Origin of the sequence: Pseudomonas sp. IT-232MI5, from assembly GCF_949767845.1 — a bacterium.
Classification (GTDB): Bacteria; Pseudomonadota; Gammaproteobacteria; order Pseudomonadales; family Pseudomonadaceae; genus Aquipseudomonas.
Genome location: NZ_CATKQE010000033.1, coordinates 56,599 through 79,908 on the forward strand (window position 1 = coordinate 56,599; position 23,310 = coordinate 79,908).

Genomic DNA, 23,310 nt, shown 5'->3' on the forward strand with positions numbered 1-23,310 from the left:
AAAAGCGCACCAAAAGAGTGCGCAAGGTCACCCCATGACAACGTGCAATCCGCTCCAGGTTCAAGCATTCAACACCGCCGATGTGGCTGAGCAAGTCCGCGCCACACCGGGCTGGGTCCAGCATTACCAACAGATGTCGCCGGGTCATTTCGCTGGGCAGATCCGCTATCTGGATCTGCAGGGCGTCGAGGTCTACGAAGAGCAAATGAACACCCGGGTCGAGCAGAATTTCAGTGCGCCATCGGGTGCTTTGGCGTTCTGTTTTGATCGCAGTGACAACGCGCTGTACCTGCTCAATGAAGACAGCCGCAACATCTGGATCACCCCGGAGAACTATCAGGAAATCGCCGTCGTGTTCGGCCCGGAGTTTGTCCGTCAGCACGGTCTGAATGTGGCGAAGCTCGAAGGCTTGTTCATGACCCAACTCAATTGCGGGCAGAACGCCTTGTTCAGTCGCTGGTTAAGCTCGATTCTCACAAAGTTGTCGCAAGCTGTTGATTCACTTGATAAAGATGCGCTGACACAGCAGCTGCTGGAAGACTGTCTGTTCATCCTCGACAACGCTCATACAAGTCTTGATCGCGGTGGGTTACAGCGGCGCACCGAAGAGCGAATGATCATGAAACGGGTGGGAGAGTGGGCGGCGGATTCGCCGGAAGACACCGTCAATCTGCTCGAACTGTCGCACGTTGCGGGCGTGCCACTGCGCCAGTTGCAACAAGCCTTCAAGGCCTACACCGGCATGACGCCAAGTCACTGGCTGCGCCTGCGCCGGTTGAACAGCGCACACCGTGAATTGCTCAAGCGCCGGCCCACGGAAACTACAGTTGCCGAGGTGGCGATGCAGTGGTCGTTCTGGCATTTGGGAAGGTTTTCCAGCAGTTACCGGGCGTTGTTCAAGGAGTTGCCGAGCGAGACCTTGAAGCGCTCATGAAAGCCGTCTTGGATAAAAAGGCTTTGTCTCGGCGCGCAAGTTAAATAGAATCACTCTCATTTGAAACTGACTTCGCGCAGGACTCTTGAGATGACTGAAGCAGCGACGCCATCGCCGCAGCACCTGCACGAACTGTATCGCGACCATCGAGGCTGGCTGGAAACCTGGCTGCGGCGGCGCATGGGCAACGCGTGGGATGCGGCGGACCTGAGTCAGGACACCTTCCTGCGTGTACTCTGCAGTGCGCAACCGATCGCCGACATGCGCGAGCCGCGCGCGTATTTGCTGACGGTGGGCAAACGCCTGCTGAGCAATTTCTACACTCGCCGCAGTCTGGAAAAGGCCTATCTCGAAGCCCTCGCGCAGTTGCCCGAAGAATGCGTGCCGTCGCCCGAGCAGCGTTGGCTGCTGCTGGAAACCTTGCAAGCGCTGGACGAGTTACTCGATGGTTTGCCGCGAGCGGTGCGTCGGGCCTTTCTCCTGAGTCAGCTCGAAGGCCTCGGTTACCGTGAAATCGCCGAACGTTTGCAGGTTTCTGAACGCAGTATAAAACGTTACATGGCAATGGCTTACGAGCATTGTTTGATGTTGGATCTATGATGCGCGTCGCACCCAACACCGAAGCGCGTGAAGTGGCGCGAGCCGCCGCACAGTGGTTGGCATTGCTCGAATCCGGCGAGGCCAGTGAAGCCGATCACGTGCGACTGAAGCACTGGCGCGACAGCGATAGCCGCCATGAAAACGCCTGGCAGAAGATTCAATTGCTGCGCCAGCGCTTTTCCAGTCTGCCGACAGAATTGGCCATGGCCACACTCGATCGCCCGGATCTGGCGCGGCGTGCAGCATTGAAAAGGGCGCTGGGGCTGGCGGCTTTGGTGCCTGCGGCGTGGCTGATCAGTCGCCAGTTGCCGCTCGACGTCTGGCGCGCGGATTTGCAGACTTCCACCGGAGAGCACACGCGAACACGGCTAGCCGACGGCAGCACCTTGCAGCTGAACACCGCCAGCGCGGTGAACGTCGTTCTGGCCAGCCGTCAGTTGACGTTGGTGCGCGGCGAAATGGCGCTCAACGTTCCGGGTAGCACGGCATTGACGGTCAACGCGCCGTACGGTCGGATCATTGTCAGCCGCAGCGAAGTCTGCGTGCGCCTCAACGAACGTGATTGCACCGTGTCGGTGGTCAGTGGTTCGGTGCAATTGCAGCCGTTGCACGGGCCGGCGCTGCAGTTGAACGTCGGGCAACTGGTCAATTTGCAGACCTCCGGCGCCGGACCGGTCACGTTGTTCGACGCCAAAATGCCGGGTTGGCGTGACGGTGTGTTGATGGCGCAAAACCAGCCGTTGGGGGATTTCCTGCGCGAGTTGAGCCGATATCGCTCGGGGCTTCTGCGCTGGGAGCCAGCACTTGAAAGTCTGCGTGTCACCGGCAGTTTCCGTCTCGACGACACCGATAAAGTGCTGGCGCTGCTGGCGGCGAGCCTGCCATTGGAGGTCCATTCGCGCACGCGTTTCTGGGTAACGCTGGCGCCGCGAAAAAATATCGTCTGAAGCCTGTCCCTTTTTTTCGCCTCACCGGTCATTGCAGGTAAGTGAACAAAATCGAGAGCTTCTTCCAATGCCCGCAGTATTCCCAAGTCGTTTGCGTCCGTTGTTGCAGTTGAGCCTCCTGCTGAGCCTGAGTGCCAGCCCTGTGTTGATCCAGTCCAGTTGGGCCGAAGACTCCGCTCGGCGCAGTTATCAGGTGCCGGCCGGCAGCCTCAGTGCCGCGTTGACAAGATTTGCCGGTTTGGCCGGGGTCAATCTGTCGGTCGATCCGGCGTTGGTCAGCGGGCGCAACAGCAATGGTTTGTCCGGCGAATTTGGCGTGGAGGAGGGGTTCGCTCGTTTGTTACTGGGTTCCGGTCTGCAACTGCAACCGCTGGGCGAGCAGGCCTACACACTGATTCCAGCCGCCGAGGGCAGCAGCCTGCAACTGGCGCCGACGTCGATTCTCGGTGCCACTGGTTCCAGCGATGCCGATGTGTTTGCCGGCGGCCAGGTCGCGCGACGTGGCTCGCAGGGTTTGCTGGGGTCGAAAGACTTCATGGAAACCCCGTTCAGCATGACCACCTACACCAGCGAAGCCGTGAAAAACCAGCAGGCACGCACGCTGGGCGATCTGATCGCCAGCGACCCTTCGGTGCGTGCAACCAACCCGGCCGGTGGCCGCTACGAGCAGTTCACCATCCGTGGTTTCAGCCTGTTCAACAGCGACGTGGCGTACAACGGGCTCTATGGCGTGCTGCCGACGTACACCATTGACATGGAAATGGCCGATCGCGTCGACATCCTCAAAGGCCCGAGCCAACTCATTAACGGCATCTCGCCACGGGGTAGCGTGGGCGGAGGCATCAATGTGGTGCCTAAGCGTGCCACCGACAAACCGATCACTTCGCTGACGGCCAATTACGCGTCGAACAATCAGGTCGGCGGCGCAGTGGATGTCGGCCGGCGGTTTGGCGAGGACAATCAGTTCGGCCTGCGTTTCAACGGCGTCAAACAGTCCGGTGATACCGAGTGGGATCATCAAAGTGTCGACCGTGACATGGCCGTGCTCGGCCTGGATTTTCGCGGTGAGCGCTTGCGACTGTCGACCGATATCGGCCATACCGAGCGCGATACCGACGCGCCGCAGGAGCGCGTGCAGGTCGCGGCGAATGCCAAGGTTCCGAGCGCGAATAGCGTGCATCGCAATTACGCGCAACCGTGGACTCAGGCGAAAACCGAGGACACCTTCGGCACGCTCAACGCCGAGTTCGACGTCAATGATTCGGTGATGCTGTACGGCGGCGTCGGCGCGCGCAAAAGTAATCATGACTTCTTGCGCCACGCCGTTTCCGTCACCAACGATGCCGGTGATTTCAGCGTACTGCCGCGCGACTTCACCCGCGACGAAAACGTGCGCACGGCCACCGCCGGCGTGCGCAACTGGTTCCATACCGGGCCGGTGAGCCATGAGGTCAACCTCGCGGCCAGCTACTTCTACATGGATTTCGAGAACGGCGGCGCGCGTTACGCGGCAGGGCGCAGCAACCTGTATGACCCGGTGGAAACCGCCAAACCCGGTACGCCGACACGTAATGACGCCAAGGTCTACACGGAAAACCGCTTCAGCGGCGTAGCGCTGTCCGACACCCTGGGCTTTTTCGACGATCGATTGCTGCTGACCCTCGGCGCTCGCTGGCAGCGGGTGAAAGTTGATGACTGGAGCGATGACGTCAAAGGCGACACCGCTTACGACGAGGAAAAAGTTTCGCCATCGGGCGGTATTCTGTTCAAGGCGACCGACAAACTGTCGTTGTACGCCAATTACATGGAAGGCTTGAGTCAGGGCAAGATCGCGCCTTCGACATCAGTGAACGAGGATGAGATCTTCCCGCCATTTATCAGCCGTCAGGTTGAAGTCGGTGCCAAGTACGACGCCGGCGCATACGCGTTGACCGCTGCGGTGTTTCGCATCAAGCAACCGGCCTACGAAACCAACGCCACCACGCGAGTCTTCGGGCCCAATGGCAAGCGCGAGAACAATGGCGTGGAGCTGAGCGTGTTCGGCGAACCGCTCAAAGGCTTCCGTTTGCTCGGCGGGGTGATGTACATCGACAGCGAGTTGACCAAGACCACCAATGGCACCTTCGATGGCAACCGGGCGCCGGCGACGCCGAAATACAACGTCAATCTGGGCGCAGAGTGGGACGTGCCGACGGTGCAGGGGCTGACGCTGACAACGCGGGGCATCTATTCGAGTTCGCAGTATCTGGATCAGTCTAACGAGAAGGAAATCGATTCCTGGGAGCGCTTCGATGTCGGCACGCGGTACGCGTTTAAAGTCGATGAGAAAACCATCACCCTGCGCGCCAACGTCGAGAACGTGCTGGATAAGCGTTATTGGAGTTCGGCAGGGGCGTCCGATGACAGTGAGCCGGGTTTGACGTTGTCGACGCCGAGGACTTATCTGCTGTCGGCCACGGTGGATTTCTGACTGAATGGGTTCATCATCTTTGAACTAATCATCAGGCGCGCGCCCCTAAAGTCTTGCTGATAGCCAGACGGCATTTCCCACTCATGCACGCAGGGTTTCAATCATGAAGAGCGAACAGGTAGAAGGTGTAGCAGAAAAGCTGGCCGGCAAGGCGCAAAGCGCAGTCGGCAGACTGATGGGTGACTCGGCAATGGAGGTTGAAGGTGCAGGTCGTCAGGCGGCTGGCCAACTAACCAAAACCTACGGCGATACACTCGACAGCGTCTCGACCTTCGTCAAAGAGAAACCCGTCGCCGCACTTGCCATTGGCGCGGCCGTCCTGCTCCTGGTCAATCGACTGCTGCGCCGCTGAGCCAGGGTGTAGGGAGTTCCCAACCTGAGTCACTTTGCGCTGGTGCCAAGTATCGTTGTTGACGATACCTGGCAGCGACGCATGCGATTGGTGCATTGATAAGCCGCTGGTTAAGGTCAGGATGTGTTGTGGACCATGCCCGTCATCTCGGGAAAAAATCTGACCCACGCCCTCCAGCGGAACCGACATGCGATATCGACGCCTCGACCTTAATCTATTGGTTGCGCTCGACGCTTTACTGAGCGAATGCAGTGTCAGCAGGGCGGCCGAGCGTCTGTGTTTGGGGCAGTCAGCGGCCAGTTCGGCATTGGGCCGCTTGCGTGAACATTTCAACGACCCGTTACTGGTACAAGTCGGGCGCCGCCTGGAACCCACTGCGCTGGGTCTGGAGTTGCTGCCAAAGGTACGTGCTGCGCTGGCACTGACCCGGGAGATCGTCGACGCGCCGCTGAATTTTGACCCGGCGAACTGCGACCGACACATCACTCTGGTAGCCTCCGATTACGTCGCCGATGTGCTGCTCCCTGCGGTCAGCCATGCATTGGCGCGTATCGCTCCGGGTATTCGCTTGAGCCTGCGCGACATGCCTGTCCCGCGCGACGGTGATGTCGTCAGCGAAGCGCTCGATTATCGGCGCAGTGATTGCGTAATCGTGCCGCAGCGACGGTTGAACCCGGCCTATCCCCATGTGCCGCTCATGACGGACCAGCTCTGTTGTATCGTCTGCGCCCAGCAGCCAGAGTTTACCGAGCAACTGAGCATGGCCGACTATCGCGCCGCAGCGCATGTGGTGCGCGAGTTTGCCGACGGGCACAACCTGGCGATGGATGCCATGCACCTGCATGAACTCGGCATTGAGCGACAAGTGGCCGTGACCGTTGAAAGCTTTGTGCTGATGCCGCAATTCATTGTCGGTACCGCACGCATTGCCACGGTGTTTCGACGACAGGCGCAACGCTTCGCTCAGCGTTATCCGTTGCGCGTCCACCCGGCGCCGTTGGCTTTTCCCGAGGCCGTTCAAGTCTTGCAATGGCATCCCTATCAAGAGCATGACCCGGCAATGCAATGGTTTCGCGGCCTGCTGCTGGAACAGGCCGCGTTACTCGATCAACCCTCTGCCTGATCGCCGCTGTCGGCGACCAATCCGGCCTTGGCGATGGCCAGCAATGCGCAGCGCTCGTCGTTGTCCGAGGTATCGCCGCTGATGCCGATGGCCCCGAGCACCATGCCCTCGGCATTTCGAATCAGCACGCCGCCCGCTACGGGAATCACCTCGCCGCCGGTCAAACTATTGATCGCGTCGAAAAACGCCGGCATGGCTTGCGCGCGCCGCGCCAGCTCACGTCCGCCAAAACCCATGCCCAGGCAGCCACGCGCCTTGCCGGTGGCGATTTGCGTGCGCAGGAAAGTGGCGTGTTCGTCGCGCAAAATCGCCAAGGGATGGGCGGCGGCATCCAGTACTGCGACGCCCAAGGGCTTGATCCCGGTTTCCCGAGCGATGCGGATGGCATCGCTCGCCATGTTCGTGGCGGTCAGCAAGTCGAGTCGTTGCATGATCTCAGTCCTCATACAGCCCACTTGCCCAGTTGGGCCACGCGGTCGCGGGTGTAAAGATCGGTCCATTTCAGCGAGTTGAAATCGGACACTTGCTTGGGGTTGTAGGGGCTGCGATCCATGCGTACCGGTTGGCCGGCCTTGTACACCGCTTTGAGGCGCGAACGATCTTGGAGGATGCGAATGTCGTCCAGCGGTGAACCGTCGAGCAGCAGAAAATCCGCCTGCTTGCCCACTTGCAGCGAGCCGAGTGTTTCCCCGCGCGGCATACAGCGCGCACCAACAGCGGTCGCGGCGTATAACGCTTCGGCCGGTGTGAATCCAAGCCGAGTCACCAGCAACTCCAGCTCACGAGCATGCCACTCTCCGTAAGGCGTCACCGCGAAGCCGCTGTCACTGCCGCAGGCAAAGGGTACGCCAGCCGCTTTGGCCCGTTTGAGTACCGCCGAACCGACCTCCAATGTGCGAGCACAATAACCGGCATAACCTGTGCTGATCGCCGGGTCATGGGGCTGACAGAAATCCACGGTGTTCTGCGGGAATGTCATGGTCGGGGCAAGGATGCTGCCGGCCTCAAGCAACGCTTCGATGCACGCGTCGTCCATGTAAAAGGCATGGAAAACCAGATCAACCCCCGCGCGCGCCGCGTACATCACGGCTTCGCGACCGTAGGCATGCGTGGCGACTTTGCAGCCCAGACGATGCGCTTCCTCAACCATTTCGAAGGTTTCGTCAGCGGTAAAGGCCGCAATGATTTCGCCGTTGGGACGGCGGTGCGTGCCGTCCATGGCGATCTTGATCAGGTCGACGCCGTCCTTGGCCTGCTTGCGGATCTCCGCGAGGGCGTCGCTACGGCTGGTGACCAACTGCGCGGTGAAGTATTCCGGGGCGCCGACCCGACTCGGGAACCAGTCATTCAGACTCTGGCGGTTGGTGATGACGCGGCTGCTGGCCGCGATCCTCGGGCCTTCGAACAAACCAGCGGTCACCGCATTGCGCACGGCGATGCTGAGCTGGCCGCTGTCGCCGGGGCAGACCATGCTGGTGACGCCGGCAGCCAGCACGTGTTGCGCGAAGAACATCCCGCGCAACGCGCGAAATTCGTCGCTGGTCCATAGATCAATGTCTTCTTCGCTTTGCGCGTTGCCGAAGGCCAGATGCGTGTGCACATCCACCAGCCCCGGCATGACGAAATCATCCCCCGCATCCACCTGTGTATCGCCTGGCTGGGGAGCGGGTGCCAACGCGGTAGCGCCGACGTAACTGAGCAGGCCGTTTTCGACGATCAATGTCTGTTGTCGGCGGGTCTCCAGTCCAGTGCCGTCGAACAGGGTCTGGCATTTCAGGTGCAGGGCAGTCATGGCGTCTTCACTGTGTGATTGTTATGCAAAGAGAGGCTAGAGAGCAGGCGAGGGGACGACCAGCAGATTGCATCGATGGCTGCGTATTGACGGCATCAATAGCTGCGCCAGCGCTTGAATCCGTTAATGCAAAACGCCGGAAAATCGAAAGATTAACCGGCGTTTTTCATGGCGTGTTTTTTCAGTGGATCAAGCGGTGTGGCCACCCAGTGTTTCGGCAACCCAGTCGGCAATGTACTGCCCGGCGTTGATGCTGTTGTCGAAGCTCGAATGCTGCACGCCGCCTTCACGCTCGGTGAAGATTTTCAGTTCACACTTAGGACTGTTGACCAGTTGTTCGTAGGTGCGATGCGCCCACTTCAACGGAATCTGCGAATCCTGTTCACCATGGGTCACGAGGAACGGCACCTTGATCCGGTCGAGCACGCCATCGAGGTGGACGTCTTCGGCGATGGTCATGAACTCTTCGACGTCCTTGGCGCCCCACACCCAGCAGACATGCGCCCAGTAGTGCGGTACCGGGAAGCTGCCTTCTTTTTCCAGTCGACGCTTTTGCACATCACGCCAGTCGTGGTTGGCGCCCCACACGACGCCGCAGGCGAAGCGCGGTTCGAATGCAACCGCACGCGGGCAGTAATAGCCGCCCAACGAGACACCTTCGAGTCCAATGCGTGCAGCATCAACGTCGCTTCGGGTTTCCAGCCAATCCACCACGCGACTGGCCCAGTGTTCACTGTCGAATCGTGCGGTCAGGCCATGCAGACGCAGCGCTTCGCCGGTGCCGGGCTGGTCGATGATCAGCGAAGAGATGCCGCGTTTCGCCAGCCAGGCTGGCAGGCCCACGCGGTATTTCATTTCCTTGGTCGAGTCCAGACCGTTGACTTGCACCAGTATCGGCGCAGGCCCCTCGACGCCTTCGGCGCGCACGAGCAAACCGGAAAGATGTTTGCCCTCGTAAGGGATTTCCACCCGCTCACAGTTTTCACGCGACAGTTCGACGCCGCGCTTGAAGGTTTGCAGGAAGCGTTGATACAGCTCGGTACGCCCCGGAGCACCGTGGGCTTGCAGACGCTCGCAGGTCAAATAATAAGTGGCGGCGCGATTGTATTTTTCGCCAGCCGAGAGCATCCGGCCATTGCCTTCGTCTTCCTCGGCCAGACCGCAAAGCTTGTCAGCCATTTTCGCCCAGGTTTCGCGAAAGGCGCGGGTGCCGGCCGCGTCTGGCTGTTTCGCAGCCTCTTGCAGCGGGGCGCACATCTCTTCGATTTCATCCATGCGGGCGCCCATTTCAATGGCCAGGTCGACAGAGAGATTCCAAACGTAGTTGGTCGGGAAATAGCGAAACATGATTATTGTTGTCCTTATGGTTGCCTTGGCATTCCCAAGGCACGTTAAGGATCACCCGACTAATTGGCCAATCGTGACGGCGGATACGAGGTATCGCGAGATACGATGGGCACGTGTTGCAGATGCTGGATGGATTCGCTGATGCGTTCGCGCAGCCAGCGGTGCATCGGGTCGCCGTCAACGCTGCGGTGCCACAACATGTACTCGCGCATGACCGGAATTTTCACCGGCGGCGGCAGGATGCGCAGCGGCAGATAGTGCGCGTAGAGGTTCGCCAGACGTTGGTGCATCGTGGCGATGCGCTGCGTGCCGACAATCAGTTGCGGCAGGGTATTGAAGTCGCTGGTGATCACTTCAATGCGCCGATTGAAGCCGTATTGATTCATGAACCATTCTTCGATGCTCATGTGCCGGGTACGGCCAAATCCCACCGAGACATGGCCCATCTCCATGTATTGCTCAAGGGTCAGGGTGTCGCCGACTTGCGTATTGCCTTGCCAGACCACGCACACGTGATCTTCTTCGAACAGCAGGCGTGAAGGGTGGCCTTCGATGATGTAGCGCTCGGGAACAATCATCAGATCGACCTCACCACGTACCAGCAACTCGCCGGAATTGTCGCTGGGGCCAAGCATTTCGAAGGTGATGTTGGGCGCTTGCTGATGAATGGTCTGGATCACTTGGGCGAACAGCACGCTGATCAGATAGTCCGAGGTCACCAAGCGAAAATGACGTTTGCTGGTGGCCGGGTCGAACACCGGTTTGGCGGTGATCGAGGACTGGATCGTCAGCAGGACTTCACGCACCGGTTTGGCCAGTTCCGTGGCATAGGGCGTGGGCTGCATCTTGCGTCCCACCTGCACCAGCAACTCATCCTCAAAGTAGGTGCGCAAACGCGCGAGCACGCCACCGGTGCCTCCCAGTGCTATCGCAAACACTTCGGCATCGGCGTGGTTGAATGGCGGATGCTTTCAATGCTGGCCGTTGAATCCGACATCACCGCCAATCGAATCTGTCAGGCGATCGGTCTCGACAAAAGCGCTGTCAGTCGTTCGTTGCAAACGCTGGAAGCAGCGGGGCGGATCACCAGTCAGCTGGATCCCAAGGATGCACGACGTTACACCGTGCGATTGACGGCCAGCGGCAAAGAACTGCATGACCGTGTACTCAAAGTTGCATTGGAGCGAGAGTCGCGCCTGCTCAGCGGACTGACCCCAGCTGAGGTCGACACGTTGGTTGACTTGCTTGGGCGCCTGCATCTGCAAGTGCCCAATGTGAACAGTTACGACCCGAGTGAGGAGTGAGTCTCGGCAGACTGCAGCGTGGAATTGGCGTTGAAAGCTGCTGCGCGGTGCGAGTTGCCGGACTGCTGATATCTGCTGTGCATGGGGGTACACGTCTAGCCGAACGCCTGAATTCCGCCCATCGTGACTGAAAGAAACCGGCCAGGAATGATCACCATGATGCGCCGGGAAAACGTGCTGGTTCAATGATTGGAAGAGTTGCTCAGTTGCTGAAGCTCAAGTTGCCTGGCGGCACTGGCTTCCAGGGTTGCACGCTCTTCATCCAGATACCGATAAATGCTTTGGAGGTTGCCGATTTTCTGTTTGATGTCTGCCATCTTCTTTTCAATCAGCTTCGCACCTTCAGCACAATCGATCAGCTTGTTCCGCTGCGCATCCAGAATCTCGCCTATTTCCCCTAGAGAAAACCCCATGCTTTGCGCGCGCTGGATAAAGTCCAGATCCTGCAGAGTTTGTTCGTTGTAAACGCGATAGTTGTTGGTTTGCCGCAGCGGTGAGATCAGGCCGATTTGCTCGTAGTAACGCAACGTATGGCGGCTGGCGCCACTGCGCGCTTCGAGTTCGCCGATTTTCATGAAAACACCGCTTGACTGTAGAGTGGGGTCGATACTTTACGCTTGATTTCTCACCTTCAACAAGGAACAGGGAAATGAGCGTGGAGTGCTTTGTCACAGGAGGGACTGGTTTCATCGGTCAACATTTAGTGGCGAACCTGAGTGCGAAAGGTCACACCATTCGGGTGTTGATGCGTCGCCCGGAGCGACTGGCTGCCTTGCGCGAGCAAGTCGATCATTTGGGCGGGTGCGCAACCCGGGTATTCGCCGTATCTGGCGATCTGGAACAAGACAACCTCGGGCTGAGTGTTGCTGACCGAGAAGTGCTGAGGCGCGCCAGCGTCATGTTCCATTTGGGCGCGCACTTCGCATGGGGGCTTTCAGTGGAACACTCTCGTGCGGTGAACGTAGAAGGGGCAAAGCGCGTGGCGCTGTTGGCGGCTGAGCAAAAAAGCCGTTTAGTGATGATCGGCGGCTACATGCTGAAAAATCATGAACATCTACAACGCATTGGCATTGACCCTTGCTATCCGCAACGGACGAATTGGCCTGCCGTCTACCGGCGTGTCGGTGGTTACGAAGGAAGCAAGCTGGAGGCGCATTTTGCGACCCTGGAGGTCATGGCAGCCAAGGGTGGGGAGTTTACTGTTGTCCACCCTGCGACGGTCTGTGGCCACAGCCGCACAGGGCATATCCTTGACGGTCAGCCGCTGGTGGAGTTGATACGCAACCTTGTGCAGGGCAAGTTGGCTGCGGTGCCTGGCACCGCCAGGCACTGGCTGCCACTGGTCACCGTGGATTACCTGGTTGAACTGGTGGCAGTTTGTGCGTTTGATCGTGCCATGGTGGGTCAGGAACTGCTGGCGCTTGATGACCAGACGCCAAACCTGCGAGAACTCCTGAAACAGGTTGCACAACCTTTGGGATTAAAGTCTCCCAAGCATCACATTTCACTTCGATTGCTGAAGCTGCTACTGAGTATTCCCCCCGTCGCGTGGTTCTTGAATACAAAACCCGAAGCTTTGGACTTTATCCAGACCACTCGCTTTAATACGGCGGCGGTTGAGCAATTTGCCAACAGGCATGGAATAGCCAAACCGGATATACGTCAGTCTCTGCAGCACACTGCCATGTTCGTCAACTCGTATTGCATCGCCAAAGGCCAGGCCCTCTGACCGTTGGCGACATGACGGCGAATAGCACTCTATCGGTATTAGTCGGCTGTTCGTGTCCTCAAACTTTGCGCCGTCGATACAGGGCGGCTTTCTATCGAACCACCATTCAGCGACAGGGATCGTCATCCATGCAATCGACTTTCAGGAAAGGCGTCATATTTGCACTCTCCGCTGCGGCACTGAACGCAACGATCGGGGTACTCAGCAAAATACTCATGAGTAATGGTTTCACCTCTACCAGTGTTGCTGTCATCAAGACCGTACTGGGTTGCGTGCTTCTCTCGATTCTGTTGTTTTTCCTCAAGCGCCCGGCGACATCGACCAAATGGACGCAGGCGGCTGTCTGCGCGTTTCTTGGCATCTTTGTGCTGTTCCATTTCGAAACGTCCGCCTATCGACACTACGCTGCGGCAGGTGTGGTGGTGGTGCTGATGGCCAGCGCCTCAATTTCCTCGATCATTCTGGGGCGCATTTTCCTCAAGGACGCGATCACCGCGAACGCTACTGTTGGCGCCACACTGGCTATCGCCGGAATCTCGGTAATCTTCGGCGGCGACCTGCAGCAGGGCTTTACACTGCAAGGTGCTGCGCTCGCCGCCGTGGCCGGTTCCGGCTATGGAGCCTTTTCGGTGGCCATGAAGCGTATGGGGGTGTCGGGAGGACTGCACTTCACCCGCCAATTGCTGTTCTTTGGCAGCCTGTACTTGCTGATGCCGGCTGCCGCCGATGGTTTTGTAATAGGCGAGTTGTCGCCGACGGCGATCGCCGCGCTGCTGGCGTTGGCCACGCTGCCGACAATCCTGGGCTTCTTCTGCACGACCAAGGCCATCGAGTATCTCAAGCCATCCCAAGTACAAGCGCTGGAATTGACCGAGCCACTGTTTGCCGCGCTGCTGGCGTTTGTGGCGCTCAATGAAGTACCGCGCGAAAGCCTCTACGCGGGAGCGGTGCTGATCATAGTCGGCCTGTGTTTCTCCAATGAACTCATACGCTTGGGCAGCAAAGCTTCCGTCCCTTCGACCGAGTGAGGCTATTTCGGATCCTTATTACGTGCGGTCCAAGAAGAATACGATGAAGAGAAAAGCAAGAAAGGCTGAAGTTCTGGCTGGAAAAACCGGGCCCAGTCCAAAGCTGACAGTGGAGGGTATGCGGTTGCTTCGATGCTTTTCAATGAAGATCATCAGAACTCGACAAGGAGACGTCCCCCATGACCAAACCAATGCTTCATTTGATGTCAGGCAAGATTGCATCCGGTAAATCGACGTTGGCCAAGGCCTTGGCGTCTGAACGGTCGGCTATTTTGATGAGTGAGGATTATTGGCTCTCAAGGCTTTACCCTGATCAGATCCAATCAGTGGCCGATTACGTGAGGCTTGCGCGTCAGATTCGGGCACTGGTGGGCCCGCTTGTCATCGATGTGCTGAAGGCTGGCGTGACTGTGGTTCTGGATTTCCCGGCCAACACGCCAGAGGATCGGCTGTGGTTACGCGGTCTGGCTGACGCTGCCGAAATTCCCCACTGTTTCCACTACATCGAAGTGGATGATGAGACCTGTCGGGGCAGGCTACATCGGCGCAATGGCCGCGCCGAGCATGAGTTTACAGCAAGCGACGCTGAGTTTGATTTGATAACGAGCTACTTTCGTGCTCCAGATACGAATGAGGGGATACGGATTGAAATTCACCGTTACTGAAGGGCGGTCATATTGCTTGGAGTGAGTTATCTGGAACGTCTACTTCTGGCGGCGCAGGTGATCGTTGATGAGAGGGGTAACCATGAACAACAGCCGAACTGCACTGGTCACTGGTGCAACCAAAGGAATCGGTTTCGCACTCAGTACTCAGTTGAATCAGGCAGGCTGGAATGTGGTCGGCATCGCCAGGCATCCGGTTGATGATTTTCCCGGGAAGCTGTTGCTCTGTGATTTAAGCGATGCTCAGCAAACGAGGAAAATGCTTGAGAAACTCCTGGAACGGACCTCTATTGATGCCGTCGTCAATAACGCAGGTGTTGCGTCTGCGCAAAGCCTGGAAACGCTTGAACTCGAAACACTCCAAAACGTTTTTGACCTGAATGTCAGAGCCTCGGTACAAATCACCCAGGCTTGCCTGCCGTCTCTGAAGCGATCGTCTGCGGGGCGCATCGTGAATGTGTGCAGCCGTGCCATTTTTGGCGCCCGTGACAGAACCGCTTACGCTGCCGCAAAAAGCGCATTGGTGGGTGTCACTCGTACGTGGGCTCTTGAGTTGGCGCCCATTGGCATTACGGTCAATGCAGTCGCACCGGGCCCTATAGACACCGAGCTTTTCCGAAAAAACCGTCCCGTGGGAAGTGAGGGTGAGCGTCAGATACTCTCCACCATTCCGATGCAAAGACTGGGCACGCCATCAGAAGTGGCCTCGCTGATTACCTTCCTGCTGAGCGAGGGAGCATCCTTCGTTACCGGCCAGGTGATCAGCGTCGATGGGGGAGGGAGTCTCGGTGGCAAATAGCGATACGAAGAAGATTTCCGGCCTTCGTTCCCGATCATGGAATTTAACTGATGAGTCGGATGCGACAGTTTAATGAGGGAAACTCATCAAAATACGCTTACGTGATCCGTAGAATCATCTGACGTGGTCGCTCGTCCGGCTTCCATCCCGGTTTCAAGTTGTGAGGCCTCATGAATGTAAGCCGCGCCAACGTCGCAGACTTTGTCTACTTTCTCGCCATTACCCGCCATCAAAGCTTTAATCGCGCAGGCAAAGAGGTGGGCATCAGCGCCTCCGCCTTGAGCCACACAATGAAGAGGGGGAAACCTGATGGGTAAACGTTTATTAGGAGTGGTGGCATTGGCTGGATTACTGGCAGGACAAGCGCTGGCCGCCGAGGAAAATGGCTTGGTGGTGCGCATCGCGCAACTCGAAATCGATCCTGCACAGGTTGCGGCCTATCAAGCCGCAGTCAAGGAAGAGATCACAGAGTCGACTCGAACAGAGCCGGGCGTCATATCAATCTACGCCGTCGCCGAAGTCGACCGCCCGAACTGGTTTCATTTCTTCGAAATCTACGCCAGCGATTCGGCATACCGAAGCCATATCGAATCGCCGCACTTCAAAAAGTACGCAGCCACAACCAAGTCGATGATTGTGTCGAAGCGCTTGATTGAAACCGCGCCAATCGAGCTAAGCCCCCGGCCTGGCCCGTAATTCAAAAGCAGTGGCGCGAGCGTGGCCCTATATTTACTAGAAAGCTTGCAGTTCATGTTTAACTACACTAAATGGTCGTTTAGTCGAGTTAACGTAAATTAGCAGCATATTCGGCGGAAAAGAGCCCATGATCAAGCGCGAAGCCAAAGCTGGAGACATCATTAGAACATTGGATCTGCAGCCTCACCTCGAAGGTGGCTATTTCCGAAGAACCTATCAGGCCGATCATCGCGACCCACTCGAAACCACCAGCGGCCAACGGTATCTGATGACCTCGATTTACTATCTGCTGGATCAGCAATCACCGGTGGGCCAGTTTCATTTCAATCGATCCGACATCCTGCATTATTTTCACCTGGGCGACGCCATTGAGTACAGCCTGATTCATGCTGATGGCTCGTTGCAAACATTGGTGATGGGCACCGACATTCAGGCAGGACAGCTTTTGCAATTAAACGTACCGGGTGGACTATGGAAGGCTTCGCGGTTGCTCGAAGGCGAAAACGGATTCAAGAAATCGCTGTGGATCGGATTCAGGGCGATTCTGAAGGTTGAAATCCACTGTGCAACCGGGCTGATCTCGAAACATCTTGTTACGTGTAATGTATATTATGTTAAATCAATGTCAATTGATTCATACAACGACAGTTGTCACCAGTAAAATGTGTGACTGTTAGCTAAAAATGATAAATCCCTGCTTAAAAATGATACTGACTTTTCAACAGGTTAGACTTTTCGTAGTAGGTGTTTATCTATGATTGATACTAATTGCGGATAGTTTATCCCGACGCTCTTCCAACGTTATGACGCTAATAGAGGATAATGTCCTCTGCGTTTTCACGAGTCACTTAACGAAATTCAGATTTTTCTTTAAGATGTCGTCGACATATGCTTATTATCAAGCTTAGCTTTGCATCGTGTGGAGTCTAGTACTACGGAAATTTCACGACCAACGTTGAAGCGAGTCATTGCCAATGAACCAAAAAAAAATGCAACCTCACCCACTTTTTGCGGATGCAGAATCTGTCGCTATTCCCATAGATATTTACTTTGGAGCGTATTCGGTCGTATCTCAGTATCTTGCTAAATTCAGCGCTCATCTCAATGTACTTAATGATTTTGAATGGGCGCGCGCTTTTCTGGCTGTCCATAGCGGAACTCCAACTACGTATGGTAACTATCGAGCATTTGTTGAGCGGTTGTTGCTTTGGAGCTGGATTTATTGCGGCAAATCAGCCATTACTCTCACAACTAAAGAATTTGGAGAGTTTATCTCGTTTAATGAAAACCCTCCTGAAACCTGGATTGGAGATGCAGCACGGCGTCGGTTTTTTTTTAAGAAAGGAGAATGGGGGTTTAATGAAGCGTGGCGCCCAATCGATTCTCGAAAAACAAAAGCTAAGCGAAGAGTTGCGCAAGAGTTGCAAGAGAAGTTTATACCTGAACCGCGCGGGATATCTGCAAGTAATGCTGGTCAACTTTTAAAAATTTGCTGCTCATTTTATAGGTTTTTAATTCTTAAAGATATAGTCATTGGTAATCCTGCGATGGCGGCAAGAGATAAGCTGGTGCCGGCTAGGAAGGTCTCAATCGGAACGGGCAGAGAGCTGACATCGGAGCAATGGGGGTATGTTATCGATGTCGCGGAAAAAATGGCCAACAACGACAGCAGATACGAACGTGACCTGTTCATAATAGTGACTATTTATTCCATGTATTTGAGGGGCGCTGAGCTTTCTGGTAATGACTATTGGACGCCCACAATGGGGGCGTTTACCATACTTCAAGGCACTTGGTGGTTTGAAATCGTCGGTAGAAATAATGAGATTTCAAGAGTGTCTGTTAGGCCAGACTTCATGCCGTACCTTGTGCGATACCGTCAAAGCCGGAGCTTGCCGCCACTTCCTTCTCATGGAGAGACGACCCCTTTATTGACGACTCTTACGGGGCGCCCCGGCCTTACAGATCGCCAGATTAGAGGTATCATTCAAAGAGTATTTGATAATGCTCACGCTCAGATGAAGAGTGATGGATTTGATGAGCGAAATCGCATAGCATTACTTTCAGCCTCTGCTACGTGGCTTAGAAACACTAGTGCAGCCAGCGATGCGCCTAAAAGAAATCCTGTGCAGCTGAGAAAGGACTTACGCCAAAGAGATCTTTTAGTAACGATTGATCGCTTCTATAGCGGAGATACTGAAGATACATCAAATCGTGGTCATGGATCTAAAATCAGATCGTAGCGGGCCAATTCATGCGAAAGTTAATTGATTATCACAAAGTCGATAGCAATACTGCAGGTGTCACTATTCTCTTTTGTAGACAACACTGCGGAATGGACATATGCAATATCCGATAACGCGCAGACCCGGTTGTTGCAGATTGCTAGGGCGTTGCTTAACATCACATCAAGCCGTTTCACTCTCTACCCTGGTTATCACATGCCTGCGTCTCCGATTCCTTTGTTTGACACCTACAATCGTTTTAGAGACCTGAATTTCAGTCGTGTGTCTGATGAGCAGCCTGTTGTCACTCAGTACCTTTTCTCCTTTCCGTCAGAGATGAAGGCTCAAGAGGGTTACTTGGCGGTTCGCGGATTCCTAAAGTCCTATTCAAACAACGAAGCCACGTTCAATTCATACCGTACCCATGTTGAGCGTCTTCTGCTTTGGTCTCTCCTGGTAGCCAAGAAACCAATTCTCGAGCTCAGACGCCACGATTGTGAGAGTTTCCTGGAATTTTGCTTACAACCTAGCCCTGAGTGGATCGGTCCTATCGTTAAATCGAGATTTTCCCGGGTTGGTGGTCGTAAGGCCGCTGAAACTGACACCTACGTTATCAACGACAAATGGCGGCCTTTTAACGTCAAGATCGATAAGCAGATTCGCAAGGTAGCTGCGGAGAACAGTAAAGATGTAGAAGACACAGCGTATAAAATGTCTGCTGGGTCGATGGGCCAGGTGTTTGCCGTTTGTGGCAGTTTTTTTCAGTACACCATCGACGAAGGTCTTACCTCAGAAGCCAATCCAATTCGGTCAGTCAAACAAAAATCCAACTATAAACAGCGCAACACGGTGATGAGTTCCGGAAAGGCGCTGACTCCGCTACAGTGGAATTATGTTATTGAAACCGCAGAAGTCATGGCCGCAGAGGATCCTAGGCACGAGCGAACGTTATTTATTGTGGCCACCCTCTTCTCTCTCTATCTCCGAATTTCTGATCTCGTCGGTCGGGACAATTGGAAACCTACAATGGGTTCGTTCGAATTCGACGGTGAGAATTGGTGGTTCAACGTCGTGGGTAAGGGTAATAAGTCCGCGAAAGTTAGCGTACGTGACGAATACATCGAAGACTACTTGAAGCGATATCGGACCACCCTCTCCCTTCCGCCGCTGCCGTCTTACAAGGAAAGTACACCACTGGTCACAACGGTCAGAGGTCGGGCTGGCCTGTCAGATCGTTACATTCGTGCCCTCATTCAAATGGTGTTTGATAAATCACTTCAGCGCATGAAGGATGAGGGTCAAACTGACTTAGAAATGGATAAACTTCGTTCTGCGTCCCTGCATTGGCTTCGCCACACTGCGGCTACATTTGACGCGCCGTTCCGCGATATCAAAGATCTTCAAGCAGACTTGCGCCACGAGAGTATGTCAACAACGCAGAACACGTATTACAACGCGCTGGATCAGAATCGTGCCAAATCGGTCAAGGGCCTCGGAATCAAAGACAGGGGTTAGGATTCAGGGATAGTACAAATTACGTTTCTAGGTCTCTCTCCATCTGCAGCTGAGTTTCTTGGATATAGGCCTCCTGCAGCCGTTGACGCTTTTTGAGACGTTTGTTCCCTTCTGGCGTCAAGACCCATGAGCAACCGCTGCGATGGCCAAGCCCCGGGCCAATGGACACCTTGCGGAGTACCAGCCTACCTGCGCCGGTGCGTTGAACTTAGCCTGCGCCGACGTGGCGTCGATGCCATCGACATTTACCACCTGCACCGAATTGACCCAAACGTCCCGCTCGACGATCAGGTCGGAGAGCTGGAGCAAATGCGCACGGAGGCTAAAATCAAAGCGCTTGGACTGTCCAAGGCGACCATCGCGCAAGCGGTGGAAGTATCGAAAATTGCTCCAATAGCTGCCATCCAGAATTCTTTCAGTTTGATCAATACCGACTCGGATGACGTTGTGCGATGGTGCGAGAGCAACCACGTTGCCTTCGTGCCCTATGCCCCTTGGGAACTGGTCGATGCTTGGCAGTAGAAGGCTCCAGGCAACCAGCGAGCCCGGCTCTAGCGCAGGACGCCCTCCGGTGGCGACTGGATTACTCGCCCGCAATGTTCCCCCTCCCAGGGACATCAAACGCCTCGGTCCTGCTGGAGAACATGAGGGCCGCGGACGCAGACTAGACGACTAGTCACTCATCAACTGGGCTTGGATCAGCCTGAAAAGTTCGGCCTGGTAAACCGCGTCATGGAGAGCGTCATGGTCACCTTTCTTGCGAGGGTTGACGATTTTGGCGATTTCACTGGAGCGGGTCTGCTCCCAGGTGCTGCGCGCGGCGCCGAAGTACATCGATTTGATATCCAGAGCCGCGATACCGAAAGGGTTTTCCCCCAGGAAGTAATGGAAGTAATGGTTCACAAATGCCCAGTCGAACGAGGCGTTGAAGCCGACAAATACGGCCCGCGTGCCCTCAGGTGCCACCTGTTCAACCCAAGCCTTGAATTGCTGCATGGCTTCGCGGGGATCTAGCCCTTCTGAATGAAGCTTCTCCAAAGACAACCCTGTAACCTCCAGCGCCTCCGGGACATATCGGTCACTGGTAGGTTTGAGGTAACAGGAGAACGTCTGGGTGTCATCAGATGCAAGGCACGCCCCGATCGACAGCATGCTGTATTCCCCGGGGATAGGCCCTGACGCCTCGACATCCACGGAAATGAAAACTTCTGGTGTTGCAGTCATTAGCTACTCCTCGGCAATCAGTCATCGAGTCAGCCCGTTCGCAACTCGATTGCGGTGCGCGGCCGAGGTACATCAGCCGCGCAGGTGCAACAGCACTTACTTGTCTTCCATAACAGGCGAAGGACGCAGTGACTCAATGGAGTCCTTCAAATCCTTGAACGTCAGCGCGCGATCCGGATAAGCCAGTGCGAGCGCTGCCGGATAGAGACGGGTGCGAAGGTCAGAGTACGTCCATGCCGGCCGCTCGCTACGCTCTCCGGTCAGCGCAGCCAGCTCTTGGAACTGCTTGTCCGTCAAGCGCAACCCCTGCAGATCCATCTCGAACAGGGCTTTGCGCTCATCAGCGTCGGGCCTGCGGAACTCTTCGACGATCGCTGCACGGCGCTGGAGCGCGGCGTCGACCACCGACAGTCGATTGGTACAGAGGAACACGACCACTCGCCCCTTGTACTTACGCATCTCGTCCACGCCTTGGATAAGCGTGTTCACCGCAACCTTGTCTTCATGATGGCTCTGGCTTTGAGAGCGGGATGCAGCGATGGAGTCACCCTCATCAATCAGCAGAATCGCTCGCCGGTTTTTACCGGCCGCGTCCGCGACCTCCGCCCAAACTTGAGTCAGCAACGTGCCCATTTCACCCACACGCCCGCTACCGCGGACACGGTTGCTCAGTTTGAGCAGCATCGAATCTTCCGCCCCGGATTCGCGCACGATGCGATTGGCGATGCACTCGGCCATGGCCGTTTTGCCCGTACCAACGTCACCGTGGAAGATGACCAGTGGGTACTGATCTGCAACCAGGCTGCAGATCGGCAAAACACTTTGGTGGTAATCCTTGCTCCAAGCCCCTAGTTGGCCGACATCGAGTAACAGCCGGAGCTGGTTATAAACCCGGTCGTATCGCTTGGCGAATCCCAGAAGGCCTGCCTCACGCGCAGACAGTTCACCATCGGGCAGCATCGTTTCGGTATCAAAAACACTCACCTTGCTCATTGGCCAAAATCCTTGCGCTGCACGCCATAACCGTTGCTGGAATATTCGCGGCCTGGCTTAGAGGCCAGCGAGGCATGGCTGATGTCAGCCGTGGAGGGTGACCAGGTGCGCTTGAATTTTGGGGTCAGCTTCTCCTCAGCTGCAGAGTCGTAATGGCGGGTGTAGGACAACACAATACGCAGCCTTCCTTCTGGGCACCTTGGCCACAGGCTGTCACCAGGCCGCTCATTGCTCAACGTTCCCGACTCCGCGTCGATGGTGAAGCATGTTGCCTTCAACTCCTTTTTGTCGCTGGAGAGAATGGTAACGTCCACCGATTTCAAGTAGCCGCCTTTGGCCAGCAAGTCGATATCGTGAGCCCACTCCTTCGCGCGCTCCTCAGTGACGGCGCCAGTGCTGGATGCGATCATCATCAAATCCATCTTCACCCGCCGCATCACGGTCTCGATGTCTGCTACCGAGTAAGTTTCTGTCCGAGTAGCTGTCTGACTCATGCCGCATCCTCCACACTGAAGTTTTTGCCGAAAAGCTCTTTCCATACGTCAAAGTCATCGTCTACAGATGCCAGGTAGGCGGTTTCCCACGACGACTTAGCGAGCGCGACGATTTCCTGACGTTCCGCCTCGGTGATACGGCTGGCAACATTGTTGGCGTTGCACACCGGATCTAGGATGACGACCGCGTCATCGAAAGCAGGGATTACCCCAACGTTTTCGGGGAACTTGATCACCTCCTTCAGCTCGGACTGAGCGATGTAAAGGAGGAAAGCGCGGAACCTTTCTTCCAGCGACCCCTCCTTCCCGTTGACCTCCAGCACGTGAGCCATGATGAGCTCGATGGCGAACGATTTGAGGGTGCACTCCGTGTAGTTGCGCCACCGTTTGGCCAGGCGCACTAAGGTGCGGAAATCGGCGTCCTCGTTCTTACGATCAGCGACGAACTTGATCTGGCAGTAGGCGCATGTCTCAACCTTCGAGCCATCCACACGATCAAACTGCCAGCCGTAACCTTCTTTGTTCGGATTGGCGATTACCGGGACGATGTCTACATCAAGCCCCGTGCCCTTGAAGGTCACCGTCGCTGCCTTACGCTGGATGACAAAATCGTCAACCGCCTTGTTTGGGTACATCTCGATCAGCGCGGCGTGGATCAAGTCGCTCAGGCTTTTGTAGGTCTCCTGGCTAACGCTTTTACCCGAGATGTAGAAGACCACATCCACATCGACGGGGTTGTCGCTGCTTTTGCGCAAGATGGTGTGCTTAGCGAAGGAGCCAGCCTTGACCACCCGTTCGATGGTGATCTTGTGCTGTTCGCGAATCTTGCTCCGCAGCGCTTTGATCAGCCTGTCGACCTGGGCGTTGTAGATCTCCCGTTTATCCTTGGGCAAGCGCAGCACGTTACTGTCGTAGCGTCGAATCTCAGCGTTATTCAATGGCATGACACTTAGCCTCGATGATTTGAGCCAGCCACCACCTACCGCACGCCTCCCCATGAGCCGGCCAGCCAGGTGACAGCAGGTGCCAGGGCACCTATTTAACGGCGGCGCATGCGTGGAATTGGAGCCGGA

At 56.0% G+C, this 23,310-nt stretch carries 24 protein-coding genes and 2 pseudogenes; 17 read left to right on the forward strand and 9 right to left on the reverse strand.

Going from position 1 to position 23,310, the window contains the following annotated elements; genetic code table 11:
• The first annotated feature begins 34 nt into the window (after nucleotides 1–34).
• From ACM6JQ_RS16265 to ACM6JQ_RS16290, 6 genes are all read left to right on the forward strand, one after another.
• Complete coding sequence (locus ACM6JQ_RS16265; RefSeq protein WP_414894197.1) at nucleotides 35–934, forward strand: helix-turn-helix domain-containing protein; 900 nt, start codon at nucleotides 35–37, stop codon at nucleotides 932–934.
• 90 nt (nucleotides 935–1,024) lie between these two features.
• On the forward strand, nucleotides 1,025–1,534 hold the full coding sequence (locus ACM6JQ_RS16270; RefSeq protein ID WP_038361341.1) for a sigma-70 family RNA polymerase sigma factor: 510 nt from the start codon (nucleotides 1,025–1,027) through the stop codon (nucleotides 1,532–1,534).
• Nucleotides 1,534–2,481, forward strand: a complete 948-nt coding sequence (locus ACM6JQ_RS16275) for a FecR domain-containing protein (RefSeq protein WP_414894198.1) — start codon at nucleotides 1,534–1,536, stop codon at nucleotides 2,479–2,481. The genes ACM6JQ_RS16270 and ACM6JQ_RS16275 overlap by 1 nt, the downstream gene beginning before the upstream one ends.
• Before the next feature lie 67 nt (nucleotides 2,482–2,548).
• Nucleotides 2,549–4,951, forward strand: a complete 2,403-nt coding sequence (locus tag ACM6JQ_RS16280) for a TonB-dependent receptor (RefSeq protein ID WP_414894199.1) — start codon at nucleotides 2,549–2,551, stop codon at nucleotides 4,949–4,951.
• Nucleotides 4,952–5,054: 103 nt separating this feature from the next.
• Nucleotides 5,055–5,303: a CsbD family protein gene (locus tag ACM6JQ_RS16285; RefSeq protein WP_414894200.1), complete on the forward strand. Its 249-nt coding sequence runs from the start codon at nucleotides 5,055–5,057 to the stop codon at nucleotides 5,301–5,303.
• A gap of 187 nt (nucleotides 5,304–5,490) precedes the next feature.
• On the forward strand, nucleotides 5,491–6,426 hold the full coding sequence (locus ACM6JQ_RS16290; RefSeq protein ID WP_007910232.1) for a LysR family transcriptional regulator: 936 nt from the start codon (nucleotides 5,491–5,493) through the stop codon (nucleotides 6,424–6,426).
• Here the strand turns inward: ACM6JQ_RS16290 and ACM6JQ_RS16295 are convergent.
• From ACM6JQ_RS16295 to ACM6JQ_RS16310, 4 genes and pseudogenes are all read right to left on the reverse strand, one after another.
• Nucleotides 6,411–6,857: a GlcG/HbpS family heme-binding protein gene (locus tag ACM6JQ_RS16295; RefSeq protein ID WP_007910234.1), complete on the reverse strand. Its 447-nt coding sequence runs from the start codon at nucleotides 6,855–6,857 to the stop codon at nucleotides 6,411–6,413. The genes ACM6JQ_RS16290 and ACM6JQ_RS16295 overlap by 16 nt on opposite strands.
• Before the next feature lie 11 nt (nucleotides 6,858–6,868).
• A complete protein-coding gene (locus ACM6JQ_RS16300; RefSeq protein ID WP_414894201.1) occupies nucleotides 6,869–8,218 on the reverse strand; it encodes an amidohydrolase family protein in 1,350 nt (449 codons plus the stop codon).
• Between the two features lie 189 nt (nucleotides 8,219–8,407).
• Nucleotides 8,408–9,565 carry an alpha/beta hydrolase family protein gene (locus ACM6JQ_RS16305; RefSeq protein ID WP_414894202.1) on the reverse strand — a complete coding sequence of 386 codons (1,158 nt, stop codon included), beginning with the start codon at nucleotides 9,563–9,565 and terminating at the stop codon, nucleotides 8,408–8,410.
• Nucleotides 9,566–9,624: 59 nt separating this feature from the next.
• Nucleotides 9,625–10,479 (reverse strand): annotated as a pseudogene (locus ACM6JQ_RS16310) (LysR substrate-binding domain-containing protein); the annotation flags it as partial.
• Between ACM6JQ_RS16310 and ACM6JQ_RS16315 the strand changes: the two are divergent.
• Complete coding sequence (locus tag ACM6JQ_RS16315) at nucleotides 10,423–10,869, forward strand: MarR family winged helix-turn-helix transcriptional regulator (protein WP_414894443.1); 447 nt, start codon at nucleotides 10,423–10,425, stop codon at nucleotides 10,867–10,869. The pseudogene ACM6JQ_RS16310 and the gene ACM6JQ_RS16315 sit on opposite strands and share 57 nt — an antisense overlap.
• A 182-nt stretch (nucleotides 10,870–11,051) precedes the next feature.
• Here the strand turns inward: ACM6JQ_RS16315 and ACM6JQ_RS16320 are convergent, their stop codons facing one another.
• Complete coding sequence (locus tag ACM6JQ_RS16320; protein ID WP_414894203.1) at nucleotides 11,052–11,444, reverse strand: MerR family transcriptional regulator; 393 nt, start codon at nucleotides 11,442–11,444, stop codon at nucleotides 11,052–11,054.
• Between the two features lie 74 nt (nucleotides 11,445–11,518).
• On the opposite strand from ACM6JQ_RS16320, the gene ACM6JQ_RS16325 reads away from it, so the two are divergent.
• The 10 genes and pseudogenes from ACM6JQ_RS16325 (at nucleotide 11,519) to ACM6JQ_RS16370 (ending at nucleotide 20,048) form a co-directional block, all read left to right on the forward strand.
• Nucleotides 11,519–12,598 carry an SDR family oxidoreductase gene (locus ACM6JQ_RS16325; protein WP_414894204.1) on the forward strand — a complete coding sequence of 360 codons (1,080 nt, stop codon included), beginning with the start codon at nucleotides 11,519–11,521 and terminating at the stop codon, nucleotides 12,596–12,598.
• 128 nt (nucleotides 12,599–12,726) lie between these two features.
• Nucleotides 12,727–13,626 carry a DMT family transporter gene (locus ACM6JQ_RS16330; protein ID WP_414894205.1) on the forward strand — a complete coding sequence of 300 codons (900 nt, stop codon included), beginning with the start codon at nucleotides 12,727–12,729 and terminating at the stop codon, nucleotides 13,624–13,626.
• A 179-nt stretch (nucleotides 13,627–13,805) separates the two neighbouring features.
• On the forward strand, nucleotides 13,806–14,291 hold the full coding sequence (locus tag ACM6JQ_RS16335; RefSeq protein ID WP_095048959.1) for an AAA family ATPase: 486 nt from the start codon (nucleotides 13,806–13,808) through the stop codon (nucleotides 14,289–14,291).
• 82 nt (nucleotides 14,292–14,373) lie between these two features.
• Nucleotides 14,374–15,090 (forward strand): SDR family oxidoreductase, encoded by a 717-nt coding sequence (locus tag ACM6JQ_RS16340; RefSeq protein WP_095049093.1) that lies wholly within the window; start codon nucleotides 14,374–14,376, stop codon nucleotides 15,088–15,090.
• A gap of 170 nt (nucleotides 15,091–15,260) precedes the next feature.
• A pseudogene (locus tag ACM6JQ_RS16345) lies at nucleotides 15,261–15,386 on the forward strand (helix-turn-helix domain-containing protein); the annotation flags it as partial.
• A 13-nt stretch (nucleotides 15,387–15,399) separates the two neighbouring features.
• The gene (locus ACM6JQ_RS16350; protein WP_414894206.1) at nucleotides 15,400–15,786 is read left to right on the forward strand and encodes a putative quinol monooxygenase; all 387 of its coding nucleotides are present in this window, start codon (nucleotides 15,400–15,402) and stop codon (nucleotides 15,784–15,786) included.
• 127 nt (nucleotides 15,787–15,913) lie between these two features.
• Nucleotides 15,914–16,447 carry a cupin domain-containing protein gene (locus ACM6JQ_RS16355; RefSeq protein WP_414894207.1) on the forward strand — a complete coding sequence of 178 codons (534 nt, stop codon included), beginning with the start codon at nucleotides 15,914–15,916 and terminating at the stop codon, nucleotides 16,445–16,447.
• A 313-nt stretch (nucleotides 16,448–16,760) separates the two neighbouring features.
• Entirely contained in the window at nucleotides 16,761–18,029 is a 1,269-nt protein-coding gene (locus ACM6JQ_RS16360; RefSeq protein ID WP_414894208.1) for a site-specific integrase, read from the forward strand.
• Nucleotides 18,030–18,227: 198 nt separating this feature from the next.
• Nucleotides 18,228–19,526: a tyrosine-type recombinase/integrase gene (locus ACM6JQ_RS16365; RefSeq protein ID WP_414894444.1), complete on the forward strand. Its 1,299-nt coding sequence runs from the start codon at nucleotides 18,228–18,230 to the stop codon at nucleotides 19,524–19,526.
• Nucleotides 19,527–19,652: 126 nt separating this feature from the next.
• The gene (locus ACM6JQ_RS16370; RefSeq protein WP_414894209.1) at nucleotides 19,653–20,048 is read left to right on the forward strand and encodes an aldo/keto reductase; all 396 of its coding nucleotides are present in this window, start codon (nucleotides 19,653–19,655) and stop codon (nucleotides 20,046–20,048) included.
• Between the two features lie 150 nt (nucleotides 20,049–20,198).
• Here ACM6JQ_RS16370 and ACM6JQ_RS16375 read toward each other — a convergent pair whose 3' ends face one another.
• The 4 genes from ACM6JQ_RS16375 to ACM6JQ_RS16390 form a co-directional block, all read right to left on the reverse strand.
• The gene (locus ACM6JQ_RS16375; protein WP_414894210.1) at nucleotides 20,199–20,750 is read right to left on the reverse strand and encodes an exonuclease domain-containing protein; all 552 of its coding nucleotides are present in this window, start codon (nucleotides 20,748–20,750) and stop codon (nucleotides 20,199–20,201) included.
• A 96-nt stretch (nucleotides 20,751–20,846) separates the two neighbouring features.
• Entirely contained in the window at nucleotides 20,847–21,743 is an 897-nt protein-coding gene (locus ACM6JQ_RS16380) for an AAA family ATPase (protein ID WP_150710427.1), read from the reverse strand.
• Complete coding sequence (locus ACM6JQ_RS16385) at nucleotides 21,740–22,237, reverse strand: hypothetical protein (RefSeq protein WP_150710428.1); 498 nt, start codon at nucleotides 22,235–22,237, stop codon at nucleotides 21,740–21,742. The genes ACM6JQ_RS16380 and ACM6JQ_RS16385 overlap by 4 nt, the downstream gene beginning before the upstream one ends.
• The gene (locus ACM6JQ_RS16390; protein WP_414894211.1) at nucleotides 22,234–23,181 is read right to left on the reverse strand and encodes a CBASS oligonucleotide cyclase; all 948 of its coding nucleotides are present in this window, start codon (nucleotides 23,179–23,181) and stop codon (nucleotides 22,234–22,236) included. The genes ACM6JQ_RS16385 and ACM6JQ_RS16390 overlap by 4 nt, the downstream gene beginning before the upstream one ends.
• Between the last annotated feature and the right edge of the window lie 129 nt (nucleotides 23,182–23,310).